Source organism: Methylobacterium jeotgali (assembly GCF_022179345.1).
GTDB lineage: Bacteria > Pseudomonadota > Alphaproteobacteria > Rhizobiales > Beijerinckiaceae > Methylobacterium > Methylobacterium jeotgali.
The window spans coordinates 41333-63211 of record NZ_BPQR01000025.1 but is presented as its reverse complement, the minus strand read 5'-3'; the positions used below and the strand labels follow the sequence as shown (position 1 = coordinate 63211).

Below are 21879 nucleotides of genomic sequence, written 5' to 3'. Positions count from 1 at the left end.
CGAGGGCGAGGCGCTCGCGCTGCTCTCGGCGGCCAAGTCCCGCTACGGCTACCCCTGATCTTTCAGGATCGCGCCGAGATAGTCCTGCACGAAGCCGGGCATCCGCTCCGCATCGATGTCCGACCGGGTGCGGGCGACGAGGAAGCCGTCGAGCTCCGGCTCGGCCTCGGCGAGGCGGTGACGCTCCATGCGTGCCACGAGCGCATCCGCGTCCTCGCGGAAGCGCACCGGCCGCAGGAAGGCGAGGTAGCCCTCGCCGCGCAGGAGCACCCAGGATTCCGGCGCGCCCTCCGGCACCGAGAGACCCGTCTCCTCGGCGAGCTCGCGCGCGGCGCTCTCGGCGAGCGCCACCCGGTCGCCGCTCACGTCGGCCCGGTCCGGCGTGCCGCAGGGGAAGTAGACCCGGCCGGCGTTGGCGGTGTGGCGGCCCATGCGCCCGAGCACCACGCCGCCGCATCGGCCGACCGGGGCGATCGCTGCGAAGGCGTTGGCGACGCTGCCGTCCGGCGCGCCCCAGTCCCGGAAGGCGAGCAAGGCCGAGAAGCGTGCCTCGAACAAGGCCACCGTGGCGGCCCCGTCCGCGACCTCGCAGCCGCAGGCGAGCAGCACGATCCCGTCGAACAGCCCCGGCCGCTCGGCGCGCCGGCGGGCCCAGTGCGCGGCGATGGCCGCGGCGTTGGCCTCTGCCCACGCCCACCGATGAGGGACGAGGCGGCCGTGGATGCGGCTGAGACGGGTTCGGGCGTAGCCCGAGACCGGCTCAGGCAACGAGCGCGCCCTCGCTGACGACCACGGCCGCCCCGCCGATCTCGGCGGAGTCGAGGGCGCCTGCGCGGATCGTGACCTGGAGGTCGATCTCGCTCGGGCGCCCGAACGCGACGCCCTGGCGGAGGGTCACGTCGTGATCGCCCTCGCCGAGCCGCTCGAACTGCATCAGCACCCCGGCGAAGGCCGCCGCCGCGGAGCCCGTCGCCGGGTCCTCGGGGATGCCGAGACGCGGCGCGAACATCCGCGCCTGGAAGCGCAGCCCGAGCCCCTCCGGATCGAAGGCGTAGACGTAGAGGGCCTCCTCGCCCAAGGCGCCGAGGTCGAGACGGATCGCATCGAGGCGCTCGACGGAGGCGACGGGCACGAAGGTGAAGGGCACGCCGGCCGCGTGCCGGCTCGTCCCGTGGAGGCCGAAGCCGATGTCGGCGGGCTCGAGGCCGAGGGCGGGCGCGATCTGCGCCGCCTCGGGACCGGGGCCGAGATACTCGGGCAGAACCGGCAGCTTGAAGCGCGCGCGGCCCCCGCCCTCGCCCGTCTCGACCACGCAGGAGACGGTGCCGATCTCCTCCTCCAGGCCGAAGGCAACGGCATCGGCCTTGCGCGCGCGGGCGTCCTCCAGGGCGAGCAGCACCGCCGCGCCGACGGTCGGGTGACCGGCGAAGGGCAGCTCGCGGGCGGGGGTGAAGATGCGCAGCCGGGCGCGGTGGCGCGTCTCCGCGGGCGGAAGCACGAACACCGTCTCGGACAGGTTGAACTCGCGGGCGATCCGCTGCATCGCCGCCCCGTCGAGGCCCTGCGCGTCCAGCACCACGGCGAGCGGGTTTCCGGCGTAGGGCGTCTGCGTGAACACGTCGAGCGTTACGAAGCGGCGGCGCGTCATGAAGACTCCGGAGACTTCGGCGAGGATCGGCCTGCCCCTGCGCAAGCGCGAAGGCGGGCCCGCCTGTTGATAGGCCGCCCGCCTTCCCACCCGCAAGCCGGACGACCCGGCAGGATCCGCCTCCGGCGAGGGCGGAAACCCTCGCCGGGAGCATCCGTCCTCAGAAGCGCAGGGTGAGGTTGCCCTTCACCGCGTGGTCCTGGGCCCGGTCGCCGGCCTGGCCGCGATAGGCCACGCCGAGCGTCGCGTTCGGCGCGACCCGCAGGTCGAGGCCCGCCTCCGCCACGAGGGCGTCGCGGTCGATCGGCAGGCCGGCCGAGAGGAAGGACGGGCCGGTGCCGAAGGAGAGCAGCGCGGTGGGCACCACGTCGCCGAAGGCGCGGCGGTAGCCGACGAGCCCGTGCGCCGAGAGCGGGAGGTTCCAGAGGTCGAGGGCCGTCTGCGCCCGCACGCCGACGGTGGCGGTGCCGATCTCATAGTCGCGGGCGAAGCCGACCAGCGCCGCCGCACCGCCGGTCTCGACGAAGCGGTCGCGGCCGACCGAGACGTAGGCGCCGCCGACGAAGGGCTCGATGTAGGAGAGCGCGGTGCTGCGCGGGGCCACCGGGTCCTTGGAGATCACCGCCACCGGGGCGGCCTCGCCGAGGAAGAAGCGGTACCCGAGCTCGCCGAAGCCCTGGACCGTCGAGCCGCCGACCCGCGCCTGGGGCGATCCGGCAAAGCCCGCGAAGGCGACCGAGCGCCGGGTGCGCGTGCTGTCGTCGGAGTAGACCGCGCCGAGGCGCACCGAGACCGGCCCGCTCTCGTAGCCGCCGTAGACGCCGCCGAAACCGCTCTCGATCGTCGCCGACTGGAGCCGGCCGGCGGTGTCGAGGCTGGCAGTGCTGTAGCCGCCGGCCACGCCGAGCTTGAAGCCGCTCTCGAGGCGCACGTCCGCGCCGATCACGAAGCCGGAGATCTGGCGGGTCAGGCCGGCGGCGTTGCCGTCGGTGCGGGCGTCGCCGAAGCTGCCGAAGCCCTGGCCCCAGAGGCCGAACACCCGCGGGTCGAGGATGCGGGCAGGCACGCTCGCCACCGGTGCGGTCCGGCCGGGAAGGTCGGCGGTGTAGGCGGCGGGCAGGCGGCCGAGGTCGAGGCCGTCGGCCACGCCCGGCGTGCCGCCCCAGCGCAGACGGTCGAGGATGGCCTCGCGGACGAAGAAGGCCGTGGTGAACGCCGTCGCCGCGCTGCTGGCGTGGACGTCGCCGGCCAGCGCCTGGAAGGCGGTGCGCGCCTCGGCCGCGGTGAGGCCGACCGTGCTCTGGAAGGCCGCCGTGCCGGCGCCGCCCGCCTGGATTGCGTCGGCGACGCCCGCCTGGTTGCGGTTGGCCGCCACCGCCGAGAAGGCGATGTCGTTGCGGGTCAGGTTGAGGTCGACCTCGTTGGCCGCGTAGGTCAGGCTCGGGGTCAGGAAGGCGAGATCCGAGGTGACGCCGGCGAACTGGCCAGTGACGCCGCCAGCGGCGGTCAGGATCGCGTAGCGGGTGCGCGGGTCGTAGGTCCCGGCGGCCGGGCTCGCCTGCACGGTGCCGCCCGCGAGCGTCGCGGTGCCCGTCGCCGCGATCCGGTCGGACTGGCCGGCGGCGGTGGCGTCAACCCGGAAGGTGGAGCCCGCCGCGAAGGCGACGTTGCCGGCGACGCTCAAGGTGGCGATGCCGCCGGTGACGGCGCCGGGCGCCGCCGTGCCGCCCGAGAGCACGGTGAGGCCCGCGACGCTGCCGGAGCCGCCGAGCACGCCGCCGCTGCCGACGGTCGCCGCGACCGTGACCCGGTCGGCGGCGTCAAGGACCAGCGTGCCGGTGACGTTGCCGAAGTAGCCGGCCGCCGAGAACAGGTCGAGGCGGCTCCAGTAGCTCAGCGGCGTGCCGTAGAAGGCCTCGAGGGCGTTCGTCTGCGTGTTGACGAGGATCTGGTTGATGGTGCTCGTCTGGAGCTGGCCGTTGATGCCGCCGTTCGGGGCGAGCGTGCGGGCGGCCGCCGTCGAGCCGCCGTAGACGGCCGCGAGCAGGATCGAGGCGTCCGGGCCGTTGGCGGGGGCCGCCTCGCGGGGGGCCTGGGCGAAGCTCAGGGTCGGCAGGCCGTAGGTCAGGCGCTGCTGGTAGAGCGCTTGGTTGGCGGCGGTCGGCAGGTAGGGATTGTTGGTCGTGTTGGCGGCCGAGACCGAGCAGGCCGCGACCGTGTCGCCGCATTGCTGCGCGAGGTAGCCCTGGATCTGCGTCGAGGCCTGCGTGAACAGAGCCGGCAGGTTCACGGCCGTGCCGGTGGTGGAGGCGTTGCCGATGTAGAGCGGGTTGGTGAAGGCCTGCGCGAGGTCGTAGCTCGCCAGCGCCCGCGAGGCGATGATGTCGAGGGGATAGTGCACGCCGAGCCGGATGCGGCTGTCCCCGTACTCGGCGGCGCGCGCCACCATGCTCTGGAACTGGGTCGGGACCAGCATCGCCAGGAGGATGCCGTCGGTGAAGGCGTAGGTGGTGTGCCCGCTCGGGAAGGACGGGTTGGTCGCGAGCCCGTTCAGCGCCGTCGGATCGAAGGTGTTGAAGCGGTTCGGGGCGACCTGCACCGGCCGCGAGGAGCCGTAGACGTCCTGGCCCGCCTGCGTGTTCCGCACGCCGTAGGCGAGGTCGTAGACGCTGTCGGTGGTGTTGGGCAGGCCGTTGAAGGTCGGCAGGGTGTAGCCGGCCGGCGCCACCGCCGGGACGGGGACGTAGCCGGGCGGGGTCGTCGACGGGTTCGTGGCGGCGCCGTTGGCGAAGTAGTTCTTGGCGACGCCGAGATTGGCGCCCGTGAAGTTGTAGGCGCTCGCGAGAAGCTGCACGACGCTGCCGAGGGGGCCGGCGGTGCCCGAGGCCGAGCCGGCGACGTAGATCTGGCCGAGCTGCGTGCCGAGCCCGCCGACCGGCTGGACCGGGACGATGCCGTTGATCGCGGTCTGCGCCGGCAGGCCGCCAGCGAGGTTGGCGCCGGCGCCGTAGACGCCGAGCCCGACCGAGGCGAGGTTGTTGGTGGCCGAGCCGAGCAGGTTCTTGTCGCTGATCGCGAGGCTCTGGCGGGTCCGGTCGGCGCCGTTGTTGAGCGCGACGGTCTGGTCGAGGTTGAGCTGGAGGGCCGTCCGGCCCGCGGCGGTCGCGTTCAGGCTCAGGAACGGCGAGAGCAGGTTGAGGACGTTGACGTCCGAGGCCGTGGTGTTGGCGGTCTGTGCCGCCGCGGGCAGGCCCGTAAGGGCCGTGGCGGCGACTGCCAGAGCGAGTGCCGAGACGCTGGATCGATGGTGCATCGTGCTCTCCCCGAGTCGGAGCGGCCGACTGTCGAGCGACACATCCAGCAAGCTTTCGGCGAAGTATATGTCATAATCCAGTCATAATTTACTTCCGGATTTACGTTGCTTGCAAGACACATTTAGCCAGTTCACGTTCGGAACGAATTATATTTGCTCAGACACAACTTCGTGAGGACAGTCGATTTTGGGTCACGTCTGCGTGATCGCTCCGCACGAAGTCCGCCTGCGCGGCTCGATGCCCCGTCCGCCGCGCGGTGGGTCGAAACGAAAAACGGCCCGCCGCGGCGGAGCCGGGCGGACCGAAGTCTTGGAAACGCGGGCGTCGTAGTCGGACGATGCGACAGGGGCGTGACGATCCGGGCTCAGCGGCGTCCCTGGCCGATGCGGACATAGGTGCGCACCGGTCCGAGATCTGTGTCGGCGCGGGTGTCGATGGCGAAGCGGCCGCTGACGCCGGGCGCCGTCTCGAGGCCGCCACGGCCCGGGCGCAGGTCGAGGTTGCCGGCGGCGCGTCCCGACAGGCGGAAGCAGGTGCGGCTGCCGGGCGCGCGCACGAAGCCGGGTCCCTGCGTCGGGCAGGGCAGGAGCGTCTCGGCCGCAGCGGGGCGCGGCCGCTCGCCCGCGGCGACGCCCGTCGCGCTCAGCAGGCCGAGGAGAAGTCCCAGTATCATCCGCATCGTTCCGGCCGCCCTCGAAGCTGTCGCGGCGCCAGGGTAGGCCGGGGCTCCGCCGCCGGGCAAGCGCTCAGCCGAGGTAGTTGGCGAGCGTCAGCTTCGAGAGGGTGGCGGTGATCTGGTAGCTCGCCTGGAGGCGGGTCTGCACGGCGAGGAGCTTGGCGGCCACCTCCTCGGTCGTGGCGTTCTCGACCTTGTCGACGGCCCCGTCGAGCGTTGTGCGGGTCGCCTTGTTGTAGGCGGTGGCGTTCGAGAGCGCGCTCGAGGCGAGGCTGAACTCGCCGGTGATGTCGTTGAGGCCCGGCGAACCCGTCGTCGCCGTCTGGAGGAGGCTGGCGGAGCGGTCGGCGAGCGCGTTGAAGCGGGTCTTGCCGGTGCTGCCGGTCGGATCGGCGATGCCTTCCACCGCCATCGCCGCGATGCCGGCGAGCGCCGTGCGGATCGCGGTCTCGTTGGCGGCGGCGCCGATCGAGAGATCGTTGCCGGCCCCGATCCGCACGGTGGTGGTGGCCCGGGCGTCGGCGCTGTCGGCGTCGCCCTGGTACCAGATCACGGTGCGCCCCTGCGGGCTCTGCGCGTAGTAAGGGTTGCCGGAGCCATCGGTGAGGATGCGCCTCGGCTCCTGGCCGGCCTTGGTGGTGCCGTTGAAGAAATCCGCCGAGGCTCGGGCCGTCGAACTGGCCGAGAGCGTCGCGGAGGCCGCCGTCGTCACCGCGGTGCCGAGCGCCGCCGAGAGGTTGCGCGCCGTCTCGGCCGCGTCGGCGCCGATCTGGAAGACGCCCGTATCGCCGGCGGAGACCGTCTTGCGGGCAGCGAGCGTCACCGTCGTCGTGGTGCCGTCGTGCATGCCGAGCGTCACCGTGAGGCTGTCGCCCTCGCTGGGCTGGGCGGAGAGCCCGATCTGGTAGGAGGCCGGCGCCCCGCCCGAGAAGGTCGCCACGAGCGCCGGCGGATTGCCGCTCTGCACGCCGGCCACGGTGCCCGGCGCGACGAGGTTCTTGAGCGCGAGGCTCGCGGCCGCGCCGTCGGTGGTGACGGGGAAGCTGTCGGCGGCGGACGCGGCGGCCCCGGAGCGCACGGTGAGGTCGAGGGTCTTCTGGCTGCCGTCCGGCTGGTTGACGGTGACCCGGAAGCTCTGGCCCTCGGCCGGGGCGTGGTCGAGGGTGACGTTCGGCGGCACCGAGGTCCCGGTCTGGGTGATCGTGAAGGCGGCGCTCGTCGCCGTCGGCGTCGAGGGGATCGTGAAGCCGAAATTGGCGCGGGTCCGTCCGGTCGGGTCGCTCGCCGCGCTCTCCTCGCCGAGCGAGAAGCTCGTGGCGCCGGTCGCCGGCGTCCCGATCGAGAGGCGGCCGTTGCCGGATCCGAGATCGGCGGCCTTCTGCTCGGAGACGAGCTTGGCGAGCCCGTCGAGCCCCTTGCCCGCATCGCCGTTGAGGATGGTGCCCACGTCTTGGACGGGCTGCACGTCGGTCGCCCGGCCGCTGAACAGGTACTGGCCGGCGACGCTCTGGTTGAGGGCGTCGATCACCGCGCCGAGGTTGTTCCTGGCGAGCTGCGAGCTCGCCGTGGCGTTCGAGTTGTTGACGAGGCTGTTGCTCAGGCTCGAGCGGAGCGTGCTCGTGAGGGTCGTGACCTGCTGGAGGCTCGCCGCGGTCAGGTTGACGCGGGTCGTCGCCGTGCCGATCGCGGAATCGTAGCCGTCGAGCGCCGCGAGGGCCGCATGGGCGCTGAGGCTGGTGGTGCGCCCGGCGCCGAGGCCGCCATAGGTCTCGGCGGTGCGCCCGGTCGCGAGCTGCGTCGTCAGCCCTTCGAGCTGGCTCTTCAGGTTCAGCAGGTTCTGCGTGCTGCGCAGCGTGTTGTAGCTGCCGGCGGCGAAGTTCGTGATCGTCGTCATCGCCTCAGATCCGCAGCAGGGTGTCGAGCATGTCGCGGGCGGCCGTAAGGACGCGCGCGTTGGCCGTGTAGGCGGTCTGCAGCTCGATGAGCCGCGACATCTCCTCGTCGATGTTCACGCCCGCGCTCGACGAGAAGCGGCTCTGGGCGGTGGCGAGCGCCACGCTCTGGCCCTCGTCGAGGCTCTTGGCGGAGGCCGCCGCCGCGCCCTGGGCCGCGATCAGGTCCTGCGCGAAATCCACGACGCTCGTCCGGTAGGGCGCCGAGATGCCGCCGAGCCCGCTCGCCGCGGAGAAGGTCTGCTGGGCCGTGGTGAGGGCGTCGTAGACGAACTGGGGACGCGTCGAGACGGGCGTCGTGCTCGAGGCGCTCGTGGCGGTGAGCGCGGTGCTGTTCGAGACGAGGGCCGGGTTGATCTGGAGGCGCTGGGCGAGGCCGGTGATCTGGGCGCCGTTGTCGAGGGAGCCGGTGACGAGGGCGTTGCCGGAGCCGTCCGTGAAGAGCGGGATCTGCGGGTAGGCGGTGGTGAGGTCGCTGGCGGAGGTCGGCACGGTGATGGCCGCGCTCGCCCCCTTCACGGTCCAGCCGGGATTTCCGGTGAAGGTCACGCTCGCGCCGGTGCCGGTGGCGCCGAGGCTCGGCACGGAAGCCGCGCCCGAGGCCGTCAGCCGCGTCGAGAGGGCGGTGAGCGCCTGCGCGATCTTGGCGACGTAGGTCGAGGGGCCGCCCGAGATGTCGAAGGTCTGGGCGAGGCCGGCCGAATCGGTGGTGAGCGCCGGATCGACCCCGGCGGTCGGGTTCGCCGAGGCGATCAGCGTGACGTTGCGGAGGGAGCCGTCCGGGCCGCTCACGGGGATGGTGATCGCGTTGCCGGCCTGGATGCCGGAGAGGTCGATCTGCGTGCCGGCGCCGTTCGGCGTGCCGGTCACGCTCTTGTCCGTGAGGGAGCGGGCGAGGCCGGAGGCGAGGTCGTCGAGCTGGCGCTGGGCCTGGGGCAGGACCGTGTCGCGCAGCTCCAGCTCGGCCGCCATGGTGCCCGAGCGCAGCACGCCGGGCTCGCCGAGATCGATGGTGCTGCCGCCCGGCATCTGCGCCAGGATGGTGCCGACGCTGCGCTTGGCCGGATCGGTCGAGTAGCTGGACGAGGCGTTCAGCGTGCCGCGCCCGTCGAAGCTGAGGACCGCCGCCCGGCCGCGGTCGACGAGGGTGATGCCGGAGCCGGTCATCACCGACATGGTGCCGTCCTGCTGCTCGATCGTCTGCACGTCGAAGTAGCCGGAGAGCTCGTTGATCTTCTGGTCGCGCTGGTCGAGCAGGTCGGCGCGGGAGGCGTCGTCGCTGGTGCTGCCGATCTTGACGTTGAGATCGGCGATCGAGCCGAGGAGGTTGCTCGCCGCCGCGGTCTCGTTGCCGAGGCGGCTCTCCGCGGCGCTGCGCAGCGACTGGACGTTGCCGGCGATGCTGCCGATGCGCGCGGCGAGCGCCGAGGCGCTGTTGAGCACCACGGTGCGCGCGGTCGACAGCGTCGGGTTGCTGGCGAGGTTCTGGAGGGAGCCGGTGAAGCTGTTCAGGAGCCCGTCGAGGGCGGTCGAGGAGCCCGGCGTGCCGTAGAGCGTGTCGAGCTGCGAGACGACGTCGGCCTTGGTCGAGGTGTAGGCGGCGCCCGCCGTCTCCAGGCGGAGCTGCTTGAGGGCGGCGGCGTCGAAGCTGCGGGCGATGGCGCCCGTGGCGACGCCGGCGTTGCCGATGCCCGCCGAGACGCTGGTGAGGGTGCGCTTGACGTAGCCGGCCGTGCCGGCGTTCGCGACGTTCTGCGAGACGATGCCGATGGCGGCCTGCGTCGCCTTCAGGCCGGCATTGGCCGTGCTCAGCGCGTTCAGCGACATGGCGCGGGTCTCCGTCGGGGCGCCTCAGATCTCGTTCGCTCAGCGGATGACGTTGAGGAGGTCCGACATCATCGACTGCGCCGTCGACATGACGCGCGTGTTCGCAGAGTAGGCCTGCTGGGTTACGATCATCTTAGAGAATTCGCCGGCAATGTCGGTGTTGGACTGCTCGACGTTGCCGCCCACCACCGTGGCGCCGTTGAGGCCCACCAGCGCCGCCCCGGAATCGTTGGTCTGGCTGTAGTTGCCGCCCGATTCCGCCTTCAGCCCGTCCGGGTTCGTGAAGCGGGCGATGCCCACATTGGCGACCGCGAGCGTCGAGCCGTTCGAGTATGTGCCCATGATCTTGCCGTCGGTCGACACCGACAGGCTGTTGAGCGTGCCCGCCGCGTAGCCGTCCTGCTTCAGGGTGTTGGTGGTCACGCTGCCCGAGGCCGAGGCGTATTGGGTCAGCGCGCCCTTGCCCAGGTTGAGCGCGATGGTCCCGACATTGGTGCCGTCGACGGTGAGCGAGGGGATCGTCGCTGTGGCGACGCCCGTCGTCGCGCTGACGGCGGGCGAGGTGAGCTGGCCCGCGGCGTTGAAGGCGAAGGCGGTGCCGGTGTTGGTCCAGGCGCTCGAGGAGCCGACCACGCTGCTGTTGGCGGCGTAGTACAGGTTCCACACCGCCGGCTGCGTGGGGGAGGTGTAGTCCTGCACCTTCGCCCAGCGGGTCGAGACCGAGATCGGCGCGCCGCTCTCCGTGTAGGCGGTGAGCGAGGGGCCGACGATGCTGTGGTCGACGAAGTCGGAGGCGGCGGTCGAGGCGACCGTGAGGCCGCTCACGGTCTGGGTGGTGTCGGTCGTGGTGGCGCCGGTCGCCGTGTAGAGCGACGACCCGCCGGCCTGCGAGGTCGCCGTCGTCGGCGTGCGCGGCAGGTTGGCGCCGTAGGTGATGCTGGTCGTCTGCCGGGCCGGCAGCGTCGCCCCGTCGACGACGATCGGGCCGGAGCTCTTCACCTGTCCCGTTACGGGGTCGAGGTTGTCGCCGGTCAGGTAGCTGCCGGCGCCGTTGACGAGGAAGCCCGAGGCGTCGCGGGTGAAGTCGCCGCGGCGGGTGTAGACGGTGGTGCCCGAGAAGGTCGGCTGGCCGTTGGTGTCGCCGGTGCGGGTCTGCACGGTGAAGAAGCCGGACCCGTTCAGCGCCATGTTGGTCGGCACGCTGGTGGCGGTGATGTTGCCCTGGATGGTGTTGGTGAGCTGGGACTGAGCGAGCACCGTGCCGGCGACCTCGTGGCGCGGCGTCTGCTCGGCGATCAGGTCCACGAAGCTCGTGTCGATGCGCTTGTAGCCAGTGGTCTGGGAGTTCGCGATGTTCCCGGAGATGTTGTCGATGGCGTAGGACTGCGCCTTCAGCCCCGTGACCGCCGTCTGAAGCGCGGTGAAGATGTCCATGGCAATCGGCTCCGGGCCCGACAGGGGCTCGGGCCGGTGCCGCAACCGCCGTGCCAGCGCCAACCCACTGATTTCATTGACGGCGCGAGCGCGCTCCCGGCAGAATCCGCCGCGGCGTCCCGGCCCCGCTCGGCAGCTTCTGCCGGGGGCGGGGCGCGTTTACGGCCCGTTATGTCCGCGGGCGCTATCGTCCGGCCCGCGCCGATGCGGAAGCGGACACGACCATGCGTGCCAAGCGGACGACCCTGGTCCACCTGATCTACTTCTCCCGACTGGCCCTGTCGTCGGAGCCGCAGCTGCGCGCGAGCCAGCTCGGGGACATCACGCGCCAGGCGCAGAAGAAGAACGAGTTCTCGGTCATCACCAGCCTGATGATGGTCGAGCAGAACTTCGCCGCCCAGGTGATCGAGGGCGAGCGCCAGCAGATCCAGGACACGTTCGGGCGCATCGCCGAGGATCCGCGCCACCGCGACGTGCAGATCTGCGAGTGGCGCGAGATCGCCAAGCGCGAGTTCGTGAACTCCTTCACGATCGTGGCGCGCACCCCGGCCAGCGAGGCCTCCTTCAACAAGGCCAACCTGCTGCCGAGCCTCCAGCGCGGGACGCCGAAGGCCGCCGCGATCCATGCCCTCGCCGTGGCGCTCCAGTCGGAAGCCATGTCGAAGCAGGGCATCGACCATCTCTTCGTCTGACCGCGACCGCTGAGCAGAGCCGCATCGCGCCATGAGCGACACGCCCCCCATCCTCGTCGTGGACGATCAGGAGAAGCTCCTGAAGCTCGTCGTGATGCTCATGAACCGCCTCGGCTTCCCCGAGGTCGAGGGGGTCTCGACGGCCGCGGACGCTCTCGACCGCCTGCGCGAGCGCCGCTACGCGCTGGTCATCTCCGACCTCGAGATGGAGCCGATGGACGGGATCGGGCTCCTGCGCGAGATCCGCGCCGACGACGCCCTGATGAACACGCCCTTCATCCTGACCGAGTCGTCCTTCACCTTCGAGGACATCAACCTCGCCCACCAGGCCGGCGCCGACGCCTTCATCCTCAAGCCGTTCGACATGAACGTGCTCAAGGCCAAGCTGAAGCAGGTGCTCAACCGCAAGCCGCGCAAGCGCGAGGCGCCGCTCGCCACCGAGTCGACGCTGAGCATCGACTTCCCGATGCTGGGGAAGTTCTGAGGCGGCCTTACCCCGCCCGCTTCTGATAGTCCTTCACGTCGGTGAAGCGCACGTCCGGCCAGCGCTCCTCCTCGTAGCGGAGCGAGAAGGCGGTGGTCGCCATGAAGACCGGCGCACCGTCGAGGTCGCTCGCCATCGAGGAGCCGTGCGCCTCCGCGAACCTGTCGACCTCGCCGGGCTTGTCCGACTCGATCCAGCGGCAGACGGAGAAGCGGGTGGCGTCGTAGTCGACCGGCAGGCCGTACTCGGCCTGGAGCCGCTCCTTCAGCACGTCGAGCTGAAGCGCGCCGACGACGCCGACGATGGCTTGGCTTCCATCCTGGGGCACGAAGACCTGGACCACGCCCTCCTCGCCCATCTGCTGGAGGGCCTCGCGCAGCTTCTTGGCCTTCATGGCGTCGGTGAGCTTCACCCGGCGCATGATCTCGGGGGCGAAGCTCGGCACGCCCCGGAACACGATCTCCTCGCCTTCCGTCAGCGTGTCGCCGATGCGCAGCGTGCCGTGGTTGGGGATGCCGACGACGTCTCCCGCGTAGGCCTCGTCGGCGATGGCCCGGTCCTGGGCGAAGAAGAACTGCGGCGCCGAGAGCGAGATCGGCTTGCCCGTGCGGACGAGCTTCGCCTTCATGCCCCTGTTCAGCTTTCCGGAACAGACGCGCATGAAGGCGATGCGGTCCCGGTGGTTCGGGTCCATGTTCGCCTGGATCTTGAAGACGAAGCCCGTCATCTTCGGCTCCGTCGGCTCGATGGTGCGCTTGTCGGCGTCCTGGCCCCGGGGCGGAGGCGCGACGCGGGCGAGCCCGTCGATGAGATCGCGCACCCCGAAGTTGCGCAGCGCCGAGCCGAAGAACACAGGCGTCAGGTGGCCCTCGCGGAAGGCGTCGAGGTCGAAGGTCTTCAGGCCGCCTTCCGCCAGCTCGACCTCGTCGCGCCAGGCCTGCGCCGCGCCATCCTCGGTGAGCAGCGTGTCGAAGAGCGGGTCCGCGATCCCGGAGACGGGGATGGTGCCGGCATCGTCCGCGGCGTCGAGGCGGCGCACCCGGTTGCCGCCGAGCTCGTAGGTGCCGGCGAAGTTGCGCCCGAGCCCGATCGGCCAGGTGACGGGGGCGACGTCCAGCGCCAGCGTCTTCTCGATCTCGTCGAGGAGCTCGAACGGGTCGCGGGCCTCCCGGTCGAGCTTGTTCACGAAGGTGACGATCGGGATGTCGCGGAGCCGACAGACCTCGAACAGCTTGCGCGTCCGCGCCTCGATGCCCTTCGCCGCGTCGATCACCATGACCGCCGAGTCGACGGCGGTGAGCGTCCGGTAGGTGTCCTCGGAGAAGTCCTCGTGGCCCGGCGTGTCGAGCAGGTTGAAGACGCAGTCCCCGTACTCGAAGGTCATCACCGAGGTGACGACCGAGATGCCGCGCTCCTTCTCGATGCCCATCCAGTCGGAGCGGGTCGAGACGCGGTTGCGCTTGGCCTTGACCTCGCCGGCGAGCTGGATGGCGCCCCCGAACAGCAAGAGCTTCTCGGTGAGCGTGGTCTTGCCCGCATCCGGGTGCGAGATGATCGCGAAGGTGCGCCGGCGCGCCACCGGATCGGCGGGCCGCGTGCTGCTCTCGGTCTTGGTTTCGGTCTGCATCAGCATGGCGGGCACCGGCCGCCGGTCGGGCGGCCTCTCCGGGCGTCGGGCGAGGGCGGGTGGCGTCGGTCTTTAAGCGCTCCGCCGCGGGGACGCAAAAGCCGCCCGCGGCGGCACGGCGAGAGAGTCAGCCCCGCCCGACATAGGGCATGCCCGTCGCCATCACGCTCATCGAGAGCACGTTGGCCGAGAGCGGCAGCCCGGCCATGTAGACGACGGCGTCGGCGACGTGGCGGGCGTCCATAATCGCCTCACGGCGCATCGAGCCGTCCGCCTGCCGGGCGCCCTCCCCTTCCGCGAATTTCCGGGTCATCTCCGTCTCGGCGTTGCCGATGTCGATCTGCCCACAGGCGATGTCGAAGGGGCGCCCGTCGAGCGCGGTCGCGCGGGTGAGCCCCGTCACCGCGTGCTTGGTCGCCGTGTAGGGCGCCGAGCCCGGCCGCGGCACGTGGGCCGAGAGCGAGCCGTTGTTGATGATCCGCCCGCCCCGCGGCGTCTGCGCCTTCATCATGCAGAAGGCCGCGCGGGTGCACAGGAATAGGCCGGTGAGGTTGGTGTCGAGGCTGCGTCGCCAGTCCTCGAGCGTGACCGCGTCGATGGACGCCGCCGGCGTGAACACGCCGGCGTTGTTGAAGAGCACGTCGAGCCGCCCGAACGCCCGGCCGGTCTCGGCGAACAGCGCCTCCACGGAGCCCTCGTCGGTCACGTCCGCCGGCAGTGCCAGGGCGGACGGGCCGATCTCGCCGGCCAGGCGCTCCAGGGGCTCGGCCCGGCGGCCCGCCAGGACGACGCGAAAGCCGGCGCCCGCCAATCCCAGCGCCACTGCCCGGCCGATGCCGGAGCCGGCTCCCGTCACGATCGCGACCCGCATCGATGCCTCCCGCCGAGCCCCGGTCTGCGTCGGCCGGGACGGGGATGCAAGCCGCGCCCGCGCGGTTGCGCCGCCCCCTGCGCCCGTCTAGACACCACCCGACGTTGGGGCGTCGCCAAGTGGTAAGGCAGCGGTTTTTGGTACCGCCATTCCCAGGTTCGAATCCTGGCGCCCCAGCCAATCCGCTTTAAACCTCGCTCTGCGAATACCGAGCGCTGATTGCGAAGCTCTCCGCGACTTCCCGAGTCGTGACGAGTAGGCGTGTGCTGTAGCCGGGCCTCCGGCGGGGTGCTCCGGCGACGAGGCTGCTGAGCGGCTCGCCCGTCTGCCGCGAGAGCCTGATGCCGTCCATCGTGGGTATGATGGCGCCGCGCGGGCTCTCGGTGCCGGGCGGCACGACGAGCGTTCGATCCGCCGCGGGTTGGCGCACACCGGCGGAGAGGTGCCGGATGAACGGAGGAGTCGACACCCTCTAGGGTTCGGCTGGGAGCCGGCGCCATATCCGCCGCTCCCCGCACGTCGGCACTCGCCGGCCGTGCGGCGGTCGGATCGCTCGCGGCGGCCCCCGACGCGACCGGCGCGGATCGGCGCCGCCGAGGCCGACGACGCGGGAGCTTCCGGTCAGCCGAGTTTCACGGAATGATGTGCGCTGGAGTGGGGAGTGTCCGATCGTCATGCAGCGTGTGACCCTGACCCTGGACGACGACCTGCTCAGCGCGGTCGACGCGCTGGCCGAGCACCGCGGCTACGCCAGTCGCTCCGAGGCCGTCCGCGATCTCCTGCGCAGCGGTCTCGGCCATGAGGACGGAGCGGTCGACGGCGACGCCTACGCCGCGCTGACCTACGTCTTCGATCACCACAAGCGCGACCTCGCCAAGCGCCTGCTTCAAGCCCAGCACGATCATCACGACTTGGCCGTTGCCGCCATGCACGTGCATCTCGATCACGAGACCTGCCTGGAGACCGTGGTGCTCCATGGCCCCCGCCGGGACCTGATCGCGCTCTCGCATGCCATCATCTCGCAGCGCGGCGTCCGCCACGGCGCTCTGCAGATCATCCCGGGCACCAACGAGGGCGGCGTGATGAACAAGGCACAGGACGAGGGCTACTGATCCAATTGCCTACGCATTGGGCGCGTAAGCGATTCTTTGAGCTTGTTCATACTCGATGGTCTGGCCTTGTACGGGTCGGCGAAACTCCGGCCGGTCCCGTCATGCTCTCGATCCGCGTTCTCGCGTCAGCGATCCTCCTCACCGCCGCTGTCCCGCCGGCTCGGGCTCTCGATCCGGCTGCCGTTGCGCTGGACGAGCTGGAAGTCGGTGGCGGCGGGGGCGGTTCGGCCGGCGTGTCGACGATCGCGGGTCCCGCCACGGGCCTGAGGACGGCCCTCTCGCCCTCCGTCGCGGCCCTGCCCGCCAGCACCACCGTGCTCGGCGCGGCCGAGATCGCCCGGCTGCCGGTGCAGAGCTACGGCGACCTGTTCCGGCCCATCGCCGGCTTCGACGTCTCGAACTACGGGCAGGGCGGCGTCGGCTACGGCATCGCTCTGCGCGGCTTCAGCGACGCCGAGCACGGCCGCGACGTGGCGGTGTTCGTCGACGGCGTGCCGATCAACGAGGTCTCCTCGATCCATACGCCGAACTACGTCGACCTCAACCCGCTGATCCCGGAGACGATCCGCTCGATCGGCATCGTGCGCGGCCCCTTCTCCGTCGAGGCGGGCGACGCCGGGCTCGGCGGCGCGATCTTCATCGAGACGAAGCGCGCCGAGCCGCTCTCCACGGTGGGCGTCTCGGGCGGCTCCTTCGAGACCCTGCGCGGGCTCGCGACCTTCAGCCAGGTTGGTCCCGGCCTCCAGCCCTTCCTCGCCTATGAGGGATACGGACAGGGCGGCTACCGGCAGAACGGCGACCTCGGCCGCTACAACGCCTTCAACAAGGTCACGATCCCCCTCGACACCGGCTCCAGCCTGTCGGTGCGCGTGCAGATGTACGGGACGAGCTTCGGCCAGCCCGGCTACCTGGAGCGCGACCTCGTGCGCGCCGGCCTCGTCTCGCCGCGGGCGGCCACCAATGTCACCGACGGCGGCGGCAAGACCCTTCAGACGGTCGTCGCCAACTACCTTAGCGGGCCGCCGGAGGACGAACTCTCGGCCCTGCTCTACGCCAGCCACGACCAGACGAGCCGCTTCTCGGATTTCGGCGGCGGCCAGCGGGGGCAGGTGCAGGAGCGCGCGACCGTCGGCGGGCGCCTGCGCCGGGTCTGGACGACGAACCTCTTCGATGTCCTGCCGACGCAGGTTCTCGCCGGCGCGGACTGGCGCAGCGACGCCCTCGACGTGATCACGGGCCCTTCCGTGGCCCGCGGCTTCACCGGGCGGAGCCTCGACCTCGACATCCTCCAGCACGACCTCGGGGCCTACGCGCAGGTGCAGGTGAAGCCCACCCCCTGGCTGAAGCTGACCGGCGGCGCCCGCGCCGATCAGTTCCTCTACGACGTGCGCAACGCCCTCGACCCGGCCCTCTCGCCGGCGGTCAGTCCTCACATCGTCTCGCCGAAGGGCGGGGCGGCGCTGACGCCCTTCGACTGGCTGGAGCTGTTCGCCAACTACGGCCAGGGCTTCCGCAGCCCGTCCGCCTCCAGCGAGCTCGTCGGCAACCCGCGCCTGACGCCCTTCAGCGTCGAGAGCACGGAGGGCGGCGGGCGCCTGATCTTCGACCGGGTGAGCCTGCTCGGCACGGTGTTCTTCACCGACATCTCCAACGAGGTCTTCCAGGCCGCGCCGGGATTGCCGGTGCAGAACCTTGGTAGATCGCGCCGGGACGGGTTCGAGATCGAAGGCAAGCTTCTCGCCTGGCGCGACGGGCTCGACCGGGTGTCCCTCTTCGCCAGCACCTCCGCGGTCTCGGCGCGGCTTCTGAACGGCGCCACGTCGATCTTCGTGCCCAACGTGCCGGCATCCCTCGCCACGGTCGGGGCCGAGTTCGATCTCGGCGAGCCGGTCACGCCGTTCGGGCCCGGCCGCGTCACGGGGGCGGCCTACCTGTCCTATATCGGCGCCAAGCCGCTGACGGAGGACGGCCTGTTGCGCTCGAGGCCCTATACCCGGGTCAGCGGCCGCCTCGCCTACGTGCACGCGAGCGGCTGGACGACCTACGGGCAGGCGACGTGGTATCCCGGCGATCGGACCAGCGAGAGCATCTTCAACTTCGGCCCGACGCTTGCTGCGGCGGCCTCCGACATCTTCACGAGCCCGCAGCCGCGCCTGACGCTGCTCGCGGGCGTCACCTACGGTTTCGCAACGGGAGCATCCGCACCATGAGACACGCCCTCCTTCTCGCCGCCGCGACCCTGGCGCTCTCGGGGACGGCCCGCGCCCACGACATCTGGCTGAGCCCGGGCCAGGGCGTGGTGCATCTGCATTACGGCCACCCGAACGAGCCGGAGACGGCGAGCGCCGACAAGCTGATGAGCCTGACCGCCTACGCGCCGGGCGGATCGGTGACGCTCGCCGCCAAGCCCGGCCCCGGCGGCGCGCTCGACGCGGCCTACCAGGGCGATGCCCTCGTCGTCGCCGCCTACGACAACGGCTACTGGGTGCGCCTCGCCGACGGCAGCTACCGCAACGCCAGCAAGCGGATGCTGCCGCAGGCGGACAAGAGCCTGTGGTCGGTGAAGTTCGCCAAGGCCGCGCTCGGCCCCTCCGCGCCCTGGGACCGGGTGATCGGCCAGACGCTAGAGATCGTGCCCCTGGAGGCGCCGGCCGCGGCCTCGGGCAAGATCCGGGTGCGGGTGCTGTTCGAGGGCCGCCCCCTCGCGGGGGCCAGCGTCGTCGCGACCGACGGCGTGAACTTCAAGACCGAGGCGGACCAGGCCCGGACCGCGACCGACACGGACGGCATCGCCGAGGTGCCCCTCAGGACCGCCGGTCCCCAGGTGCTCGGCGTCGGCCACAGCGTCCGCCCCTCGCAGACGCCGGCGCTTGCGGATGCGGACTCCTACACGGCCACCTTCGCCTTCACGGTCGCCGACCCGAAGACGAACTGAGCCGGACACGGCGGCGCTACTTGCGCCGCCGGCCGGGCTCGCAACCGCTCAAGGCGCGGAAGGCGGTGCGGAACACCGCCTCCAGCCCCGCCGAGAGATGCCCGCCATCTATGGCGAGAAGGCGCAGGCCGAGCCCGGCGCCGTTGGGCAGCGGGCTCGCCCCCGCGAAGCAGCCGGCCGCGTCGGCCTCCGCTTGGAAAAAAGGGATCGCGGGCAGCGCCTCCGGCGGGCCGATCAAGACCATGGTTCCGTAGGCGCGATGGGGCCCGAGCGGCGAGGCCTCCGCGGCGAAGGCGGCGCCGTCGATCAGGCCGCGCTCCTGGACGAGGATGCGGCCGGCAGGGTCCGCGATCCTGAGATTGAGGCTCAGGCGGTCGAAGGGGCGGTCCTGTCCGGCCGGGTCGTGGCAGGCGACGCTCTCGGTGACGATGGCGCGGGCGCCGGGCTCGGCGACGATCTCGGTGTGCAAGGCGAGATGCGCGCCGGGAAACAGGATCAGCGGGTCCGGATTGAAGGCCAGGAAGGCGTCGGCCGCGATCCGGAGCGCCGTGTCCTGCCGCGACGCCGCCGCCCCGCCGCGATGCACGACGGTGCCGGCCTGGGTGGTGACGTGGGCGCGCGCTCCGGCCCGCGCCTCGACGGCGAGGCCCAGATGGTCGGCCGCGTAGAGCCCGCCCGAGGCCGATTGCAGGTAGAGCGTGGCAAGGTCCGGTCCGTCCGGGTGCATCCGGAAGGCGCGGGTGACGTGGAACGGGTAGGGCACGTGCTGGCGCGACAGCACGGTGCCCCCGCCGCCCCGGACGAAGACGAGGCGCGCCTCGGCGCGGCGGCCCGGCGCCGAGGCCGGCCCGACCGGGATCGGATCGCCGGCTTGCAGATGGTGCGGCTTCACGGGTCGCGGACGCGGGCTCAGGGCGCAAACAGCACGGCGCGCGCGATCGCGTCGGCGACCGCCTCGACGCCCGCGCCGGTGCGGGCGTTGGTGGCGATCACCGGCTTCTCGCCCCGCGCCCTACGGGCCTCGGCGAGCATGCCGTCGAGGTCGACGCCGACATGGGGGGCGAGGTCGGTCTTGTTGACGACGAGGAGGTCGCAGCGCAGCACGCCGGGTCCGCGCTTTCGCGGGATGTCGTCGCCGCCGGCGACGTCGATCACGAAGATCCACCAGTCCACGAGGTCGAGGGAGAAGGTCGAGGCGAGGTTGTCCCCGCCCGACTCGAACACGATGAGCTGGAGGCCGGGAAAGCGCGCCTCGAGGTCGTCGCCGGCGGCGATGTTGAGGGTCGGGTCCTCGCGGATCACCGTGTGCGGACAGGCGCCGGCCTCGACCGCCTCGACCCGGGCCGGGTCGATCAGGCCGGAGCGGCGCAGGCGCTCGGCGTCCTCCTTGGTCACGAGGTCGTTCGTCACCACGGCGAAGTCGATGCCGCGGGCCTGGAGGACCGGGATCAACCGTTCGATGAGCGCCGTCTTGCCGGAGCCGACGGGGCCGCCGATGCCGATCCGCGCCGCGGTGACCGGGGCCGGATCGGAGGCGGCGGGGAGGTGAGTGTGGCTGTGCGTGTGAGCGGTCATCGTCAGGCGATCATCGCAGCATGTAGCGCTGGGCGAGCGGCAGGGTGCGGGCGGGCTCGCAGGTGGCGAGCTGACCGTCCACGAAGACCTCGAAGGTCTGCGGGTCGACCCGGATCTCCGGGCAGGCGTCGTTCCAGAGCATGTCGGCCTTGGTGAGCGTGCGCGTCCCGCGGGCCGGCAGCAGGTGCTTGCGAAGGCCCAGGCTCTCCTTGAGCCCCCCCTCGATCGCTAGCGGATGGACGAAGCAGGCTGAGAGCCCCTGCTTGGCTAGCCCGAAGGCGCCCCATTGTGGGCGCATCAGCATCGGCTCGCAGGTCATCAGGGAGGCGGCGGAGTCGCCCATGGCGCCCCAGGCGATGAAGCCGCCCTTGATGACGAGCTCCGGCTTGATGCCGAAGAAGGCCGGGCGCCAGATCACGATGTCGGCCATCTTGCCGGGCTCCAGCGAGCCGATGTGGTCCTGGATGCCGAAGGTGCGCGCGGCGTTGATCGTGTACTTGGCGATGTAGCGCTTGATGCGGGCGTTGTCGCCGAAGCCGGGCCGCTCCTCGGGCAGGCTTCCCCGCTGGTCCTTCATCTTGGAGGCGAGCTGCCAGGTCCGGCAGATCACCTCGTGGATGCGGCCCATGCCCTGGCTGTCGGAGCCGAGCATCGAGATCGCGCCGATGTCGTGGAGCACGTCCTCGGCCGCGATGGTCTGGGCGCGGATGCGGCTCTCGGCGAAGGCCACGTCCTCGGGCAGCGCCGGGTTGAGGTGGTGGCACACCATCGTCATGTCGAGGTGCTCGTCGAAGGTGTTGACCGTGTAGGGATTGGTCGGGTTCGTCGACGAGGGCAGGCAGTGCGGGAGACCCGCCACGCGGATGATGTCCGGCGCGTGCCCGCCGCCGGCCCCCTCCGTGTGGTACATATGGATGGTGCGGCCTCCGATCGCGGCGAGCGTGTCCTCCACGAAGCCCGACTCGTTCAGCGTGTCGGTGTGGAGCTGGACCTGGAAGTCGTGCTCGTCGGCGAAGGCGAGGCAGGAATCGATCGCCGCCGGCATCGCCCCCCAGTCCTCGTGGATCTTGAGGCCCAGCACGCCGGTCTCGAGCTGTTCCTTGAGGGCTGCCGGCTTGTGGGTGTTGCCACGCCCGAGGAAGCCGAAATTGACCGGCCAAGCCTCCGACGCCTGGAGCATCTTGCCGGTGTTGAACGGCCCGCCGGAATCGATGCCCACCGTGATCGGTCCGAGGGAGCCCCCGAGCAGCGTGGTGATGCCCGAGGCGATGGCGTGGTCGGGCAGACCCGCGGAATCGAAGTGCACGTGCACGTCGATGGCGCCGGGGGTTGCGATGAGCCCCTCGCAGTCGCGCACCGTGGTGCCGGCCGAGACGATCAGGCGCGGGTCGACCCCGTCCATGATCGCCGGGTTGCCGGCCTTGCCGAGACCGACGATACGCCCGTCCTTGATGCCGAGGTCGCCCTTCACGATGCCGAGCACGGGATCGATGACGAGGACGTTGCAGAGCAGGAAGTCGAGGGCCCCCTGCGCGGCGGTGACGCCCGGCGCCATGCCGATGCCGTCGCGCAGGGTCTTTCCGCCGCCGTGCAGGCACTCGTCGCCGTAGACGGCGTGGTCGTGCTCGACCACCGCGATCAGCGAGGTGTCGGCGAGCCGCACGCCGTCGCCGGTGGTCGGGCCGTAGAGGGCGGCGTAGTCGCGCCGTGGAATCGTGACCATTTTCTTCGC

General features: G+C 71.4%; 17 protein-coding genes and 1 tRNA gene. 6 read left to right on the top strand and 12 right to left on the bottom strand.

Going from position 1 to position 21879, the window contains the following annotated elements:
* Positions 1 to 48: 48 nt before the first annotated feature.
* The 7 genes from MFF04_RS07860 to MFF04_RS07830 all read right to left on the bottom strand — a co-directional run bounded on the left by MFF04_RS07860 (position 49) and on the right by MFF04_RS07830 (position 10851).
* Positions 49 to 768, bottom strand: coding sequence for an NUDIX hydrolase (locus MFF04_RS07860; protein WP_238274880.1), 720 nt, complete (start codon positions 766 to 768; stop codon positions 49 to 51).
* Positions 761 to 1648 carry a PhzF family phenazine biosynthesis protein gene (locus tag MFF04_RS07855; RefSeq protein WP_238274879.1) on the bottom strand — a complete coding sequence of 296 codons (888 nt, stop codon included), beginning with the start codon at positions 1646 to 1648 and terminating at the stop codon, positions 761 to 763. The genes MFF04_RS07860 and MFF04_RS07855 overlap by 8 nt, the downstream gene beginning before the upstream one ends.
* Before the next feature lie 160 nt (positions 1649 to 1808).
* A complete protein-coding gene (locus tag MFF04_RS07850; protein WP_238274878.1) occupies positions 1809 to 4961 on the bottom strand; it encodes an autotransporter family protein in 3153 nt (1050 codons plus the stop codon).
* A gap of 365 nt (positions 4962 to 5326) precedes the next feature.
* The gene (locus MFF04_RS07845; RefSeq protein ID WP_238274877.1) at positions 5327 to 5635 is read right to left on the bottom strand and encodes a porin; all 309 of its coding nucleotides are present in this window, start codon (positions 5633 to 5635) and stop codon (positions 5327 to 5329) included.
* 73 nt (positions 5636 to 5708) lie between these two features.
* Complete coding sequence (locus MFF04_RS07840) at positions 5709 to 7532, bottom strand: flagellin N-terminal helical domain-containing protein (RefSeq protein WP_238274876.1); 1824 nt, start codon at positions 7530 to 7532, stop codon at positions 5709 to 5711.
* 4 nt (positions 7533 to 7536) lie between these two features.
* The gene (gene flgK, locus MFF04_RS07835; RefSeq protein ID WP_238274873.1) at positions 7537 to 9417 is read right to left on the bottom strand and encodes a flagellar hook-associated protein FlgK; all 1881 of its coding nucleotides are present in this window, start codon (positions 9415 to 9417) and stop codon (positions 7537 to 7539) included.
* A 39-nt stretch (positions 9418 to 9456) separates the two neighbouring features.
* The gene (locus tag MFF04_RS07830) at positions 9457 to 10851 is read right to left on the bottom strand and encodes a flagellar hook protein FlgE (RefSeq protein WP_238274872.1); all 1395 of its coding nucleotides are present in this window, start codon (positions 10849 to 10851) and stop codon (positions 9457 to 9459) included.
* 224 nt (positions 10852 to 11075) lie between these two features.
* On the opposite strand from MFF04_RS07830, the gene MFF04_RS07825 reads away from it, so the two are divergent.
* Entirely contained in the window at positions 11076 to 11543 is a 468-nt protein-coding gene (locus MFF04_RS07825) for a BLUF domain-containing protein (RefSeq protein WP_238274870.1), read from the top strand.
* Positions 11544 to 11574: 31 nt separating this feature from the next.
* Entirely contained in the window at positions 11575 to 12027 is a 453-nt protein-coding gene (locus MFF04_RS07820) for a response regulator (RefSeq protein ID WP_238274868.1), read from the top strand.
* Positions 12028 to 12034: 7 nt separating this feature from the next.
* On the opposite strand, the gene MFF04_RS07815 is transcribed toward MFF04_RS07820, so the two are convergent.
* Entirely contained in the window at positions 12035 to 13660 is a 1626-nt protein-coding gene (locus tag MFF04_RS07815; RefSeq protein ID WP_238274866.1) for a peptide chain release factor 3, read from the bottom strand.
* A 121-nt stretch (positions 13661 to 13781) separates the two neighbouring features.
* Positions 13782 to 14525, bottom strand: coding sequence for an SDR family oxidoreductase (locus MFF04_RS07810; protein WP_238274864.1), 744 nt, complete (start codon positions 14523 to 14525; stop codon positions 13782 to 13784).
* Between the two features lie 105 nt (positions 14526 to 14630).
* On the opposite strand from MFF04_RS07810, the gene MFF04_RS07805 reads away from it, so the two are divergent.
* The 4 genes from MFF04_RS07805 (at position 14631) to MFF04_RS07790 (ending at position 18572) form a co-directional block, all read left to right on the top strand.
* Positions 14631 to 14705, top strand: a tRNA-Gln gene (locus MFF04_RS07805).
* Positions 14706 to 15199: 494 nt separating this feature from the next.
* The gene (gene nikR, locus MFF04_RS07800) at positions 15200 to 15637 is read left to right on the top strand and encodes a nickel-responsive transcriptional regulator NikR (RefSeq protein ID WP_238274862.1); all 438 of its coding nucleotides are present in this window, start codon (positions 15200 to 15202) and stop codon (positions 15635 to 15637) included.
* 233 nt (positions 15638 to 15870) lie between these two features.
* Positions 15871 to 17847, top strand: coding sequence for a TonB-dependent receptor (locus tag MFF04_RS07795; protein WP_238274860.1), 1977 nt, complete (start codon positions 15871 to 15873; stop codon positions 17845 to 17847).
* Positions 17844 to 18572 (top strand): DUF4198 domain-containing protein, encoded by a 729-nt coding sequence (locus tag MFF04_RS07790; protein ID WP_238274858.1) that lies wholly within the window; start codon positions 17844 to 17846, stop codon positions 18570 to 18572. The genes MFF04_RS07795 and MFF04_RS07790 overlap by 4 nt, the downstream gene beginning before the upstream one ends.
* Positions 18573 to 18588: 16 nt before the next feature.
* Here the strand turns inward: MFF04_RS07790 and MFF04_RS07785 are convergent, their stop codons facing one another.
* The 3 genes from MFF04_RS07785 to ureC are packed head-to-tail and all read right to left on the bottom strand — an operon-like array spanning position 18589 to position 21870.
* Positions 18589 to 19464 (bottom strand): urease accessory protein UreD, encoded by an 876-nt coding sequence (locus MFF04_RS07785; RefSeq protein ID WP_238274856.1) that lies wholly within the window; start codon positions 19462 to 19464, stop codon positions 18589 to 18591.
* 17 nt (positions 19465 to 19481) lie between these two features.
* On the bottom strand, positions 19482 to 20147 hold the full coding sequence (ureG, locus tag MFF04_RS07780; RefSeq protein ID WP_238274855.1) for an urease accessory protein UreG: 666 nt from the start codon (positions 20145 to 20147) through the stop codon (positions 19482 to 19484).
* A 10-nt stretch (positions 20148 to 20157) separates the two neighbouring features.
* Positions 20158 to 21870: an urease subunit alpha gene (gene ureC / locus MFF04_RS07775; protein ID WP_238274854.1), complete on the bottom strand. Its 1713-nt coding sequence runs from the start codon at positions 21868 to 21870 to the stop codon at positions 20158 to 20160.
* Between the last annotated feature and the right edge of the window lie 9 nt (positions 21871 to 21879).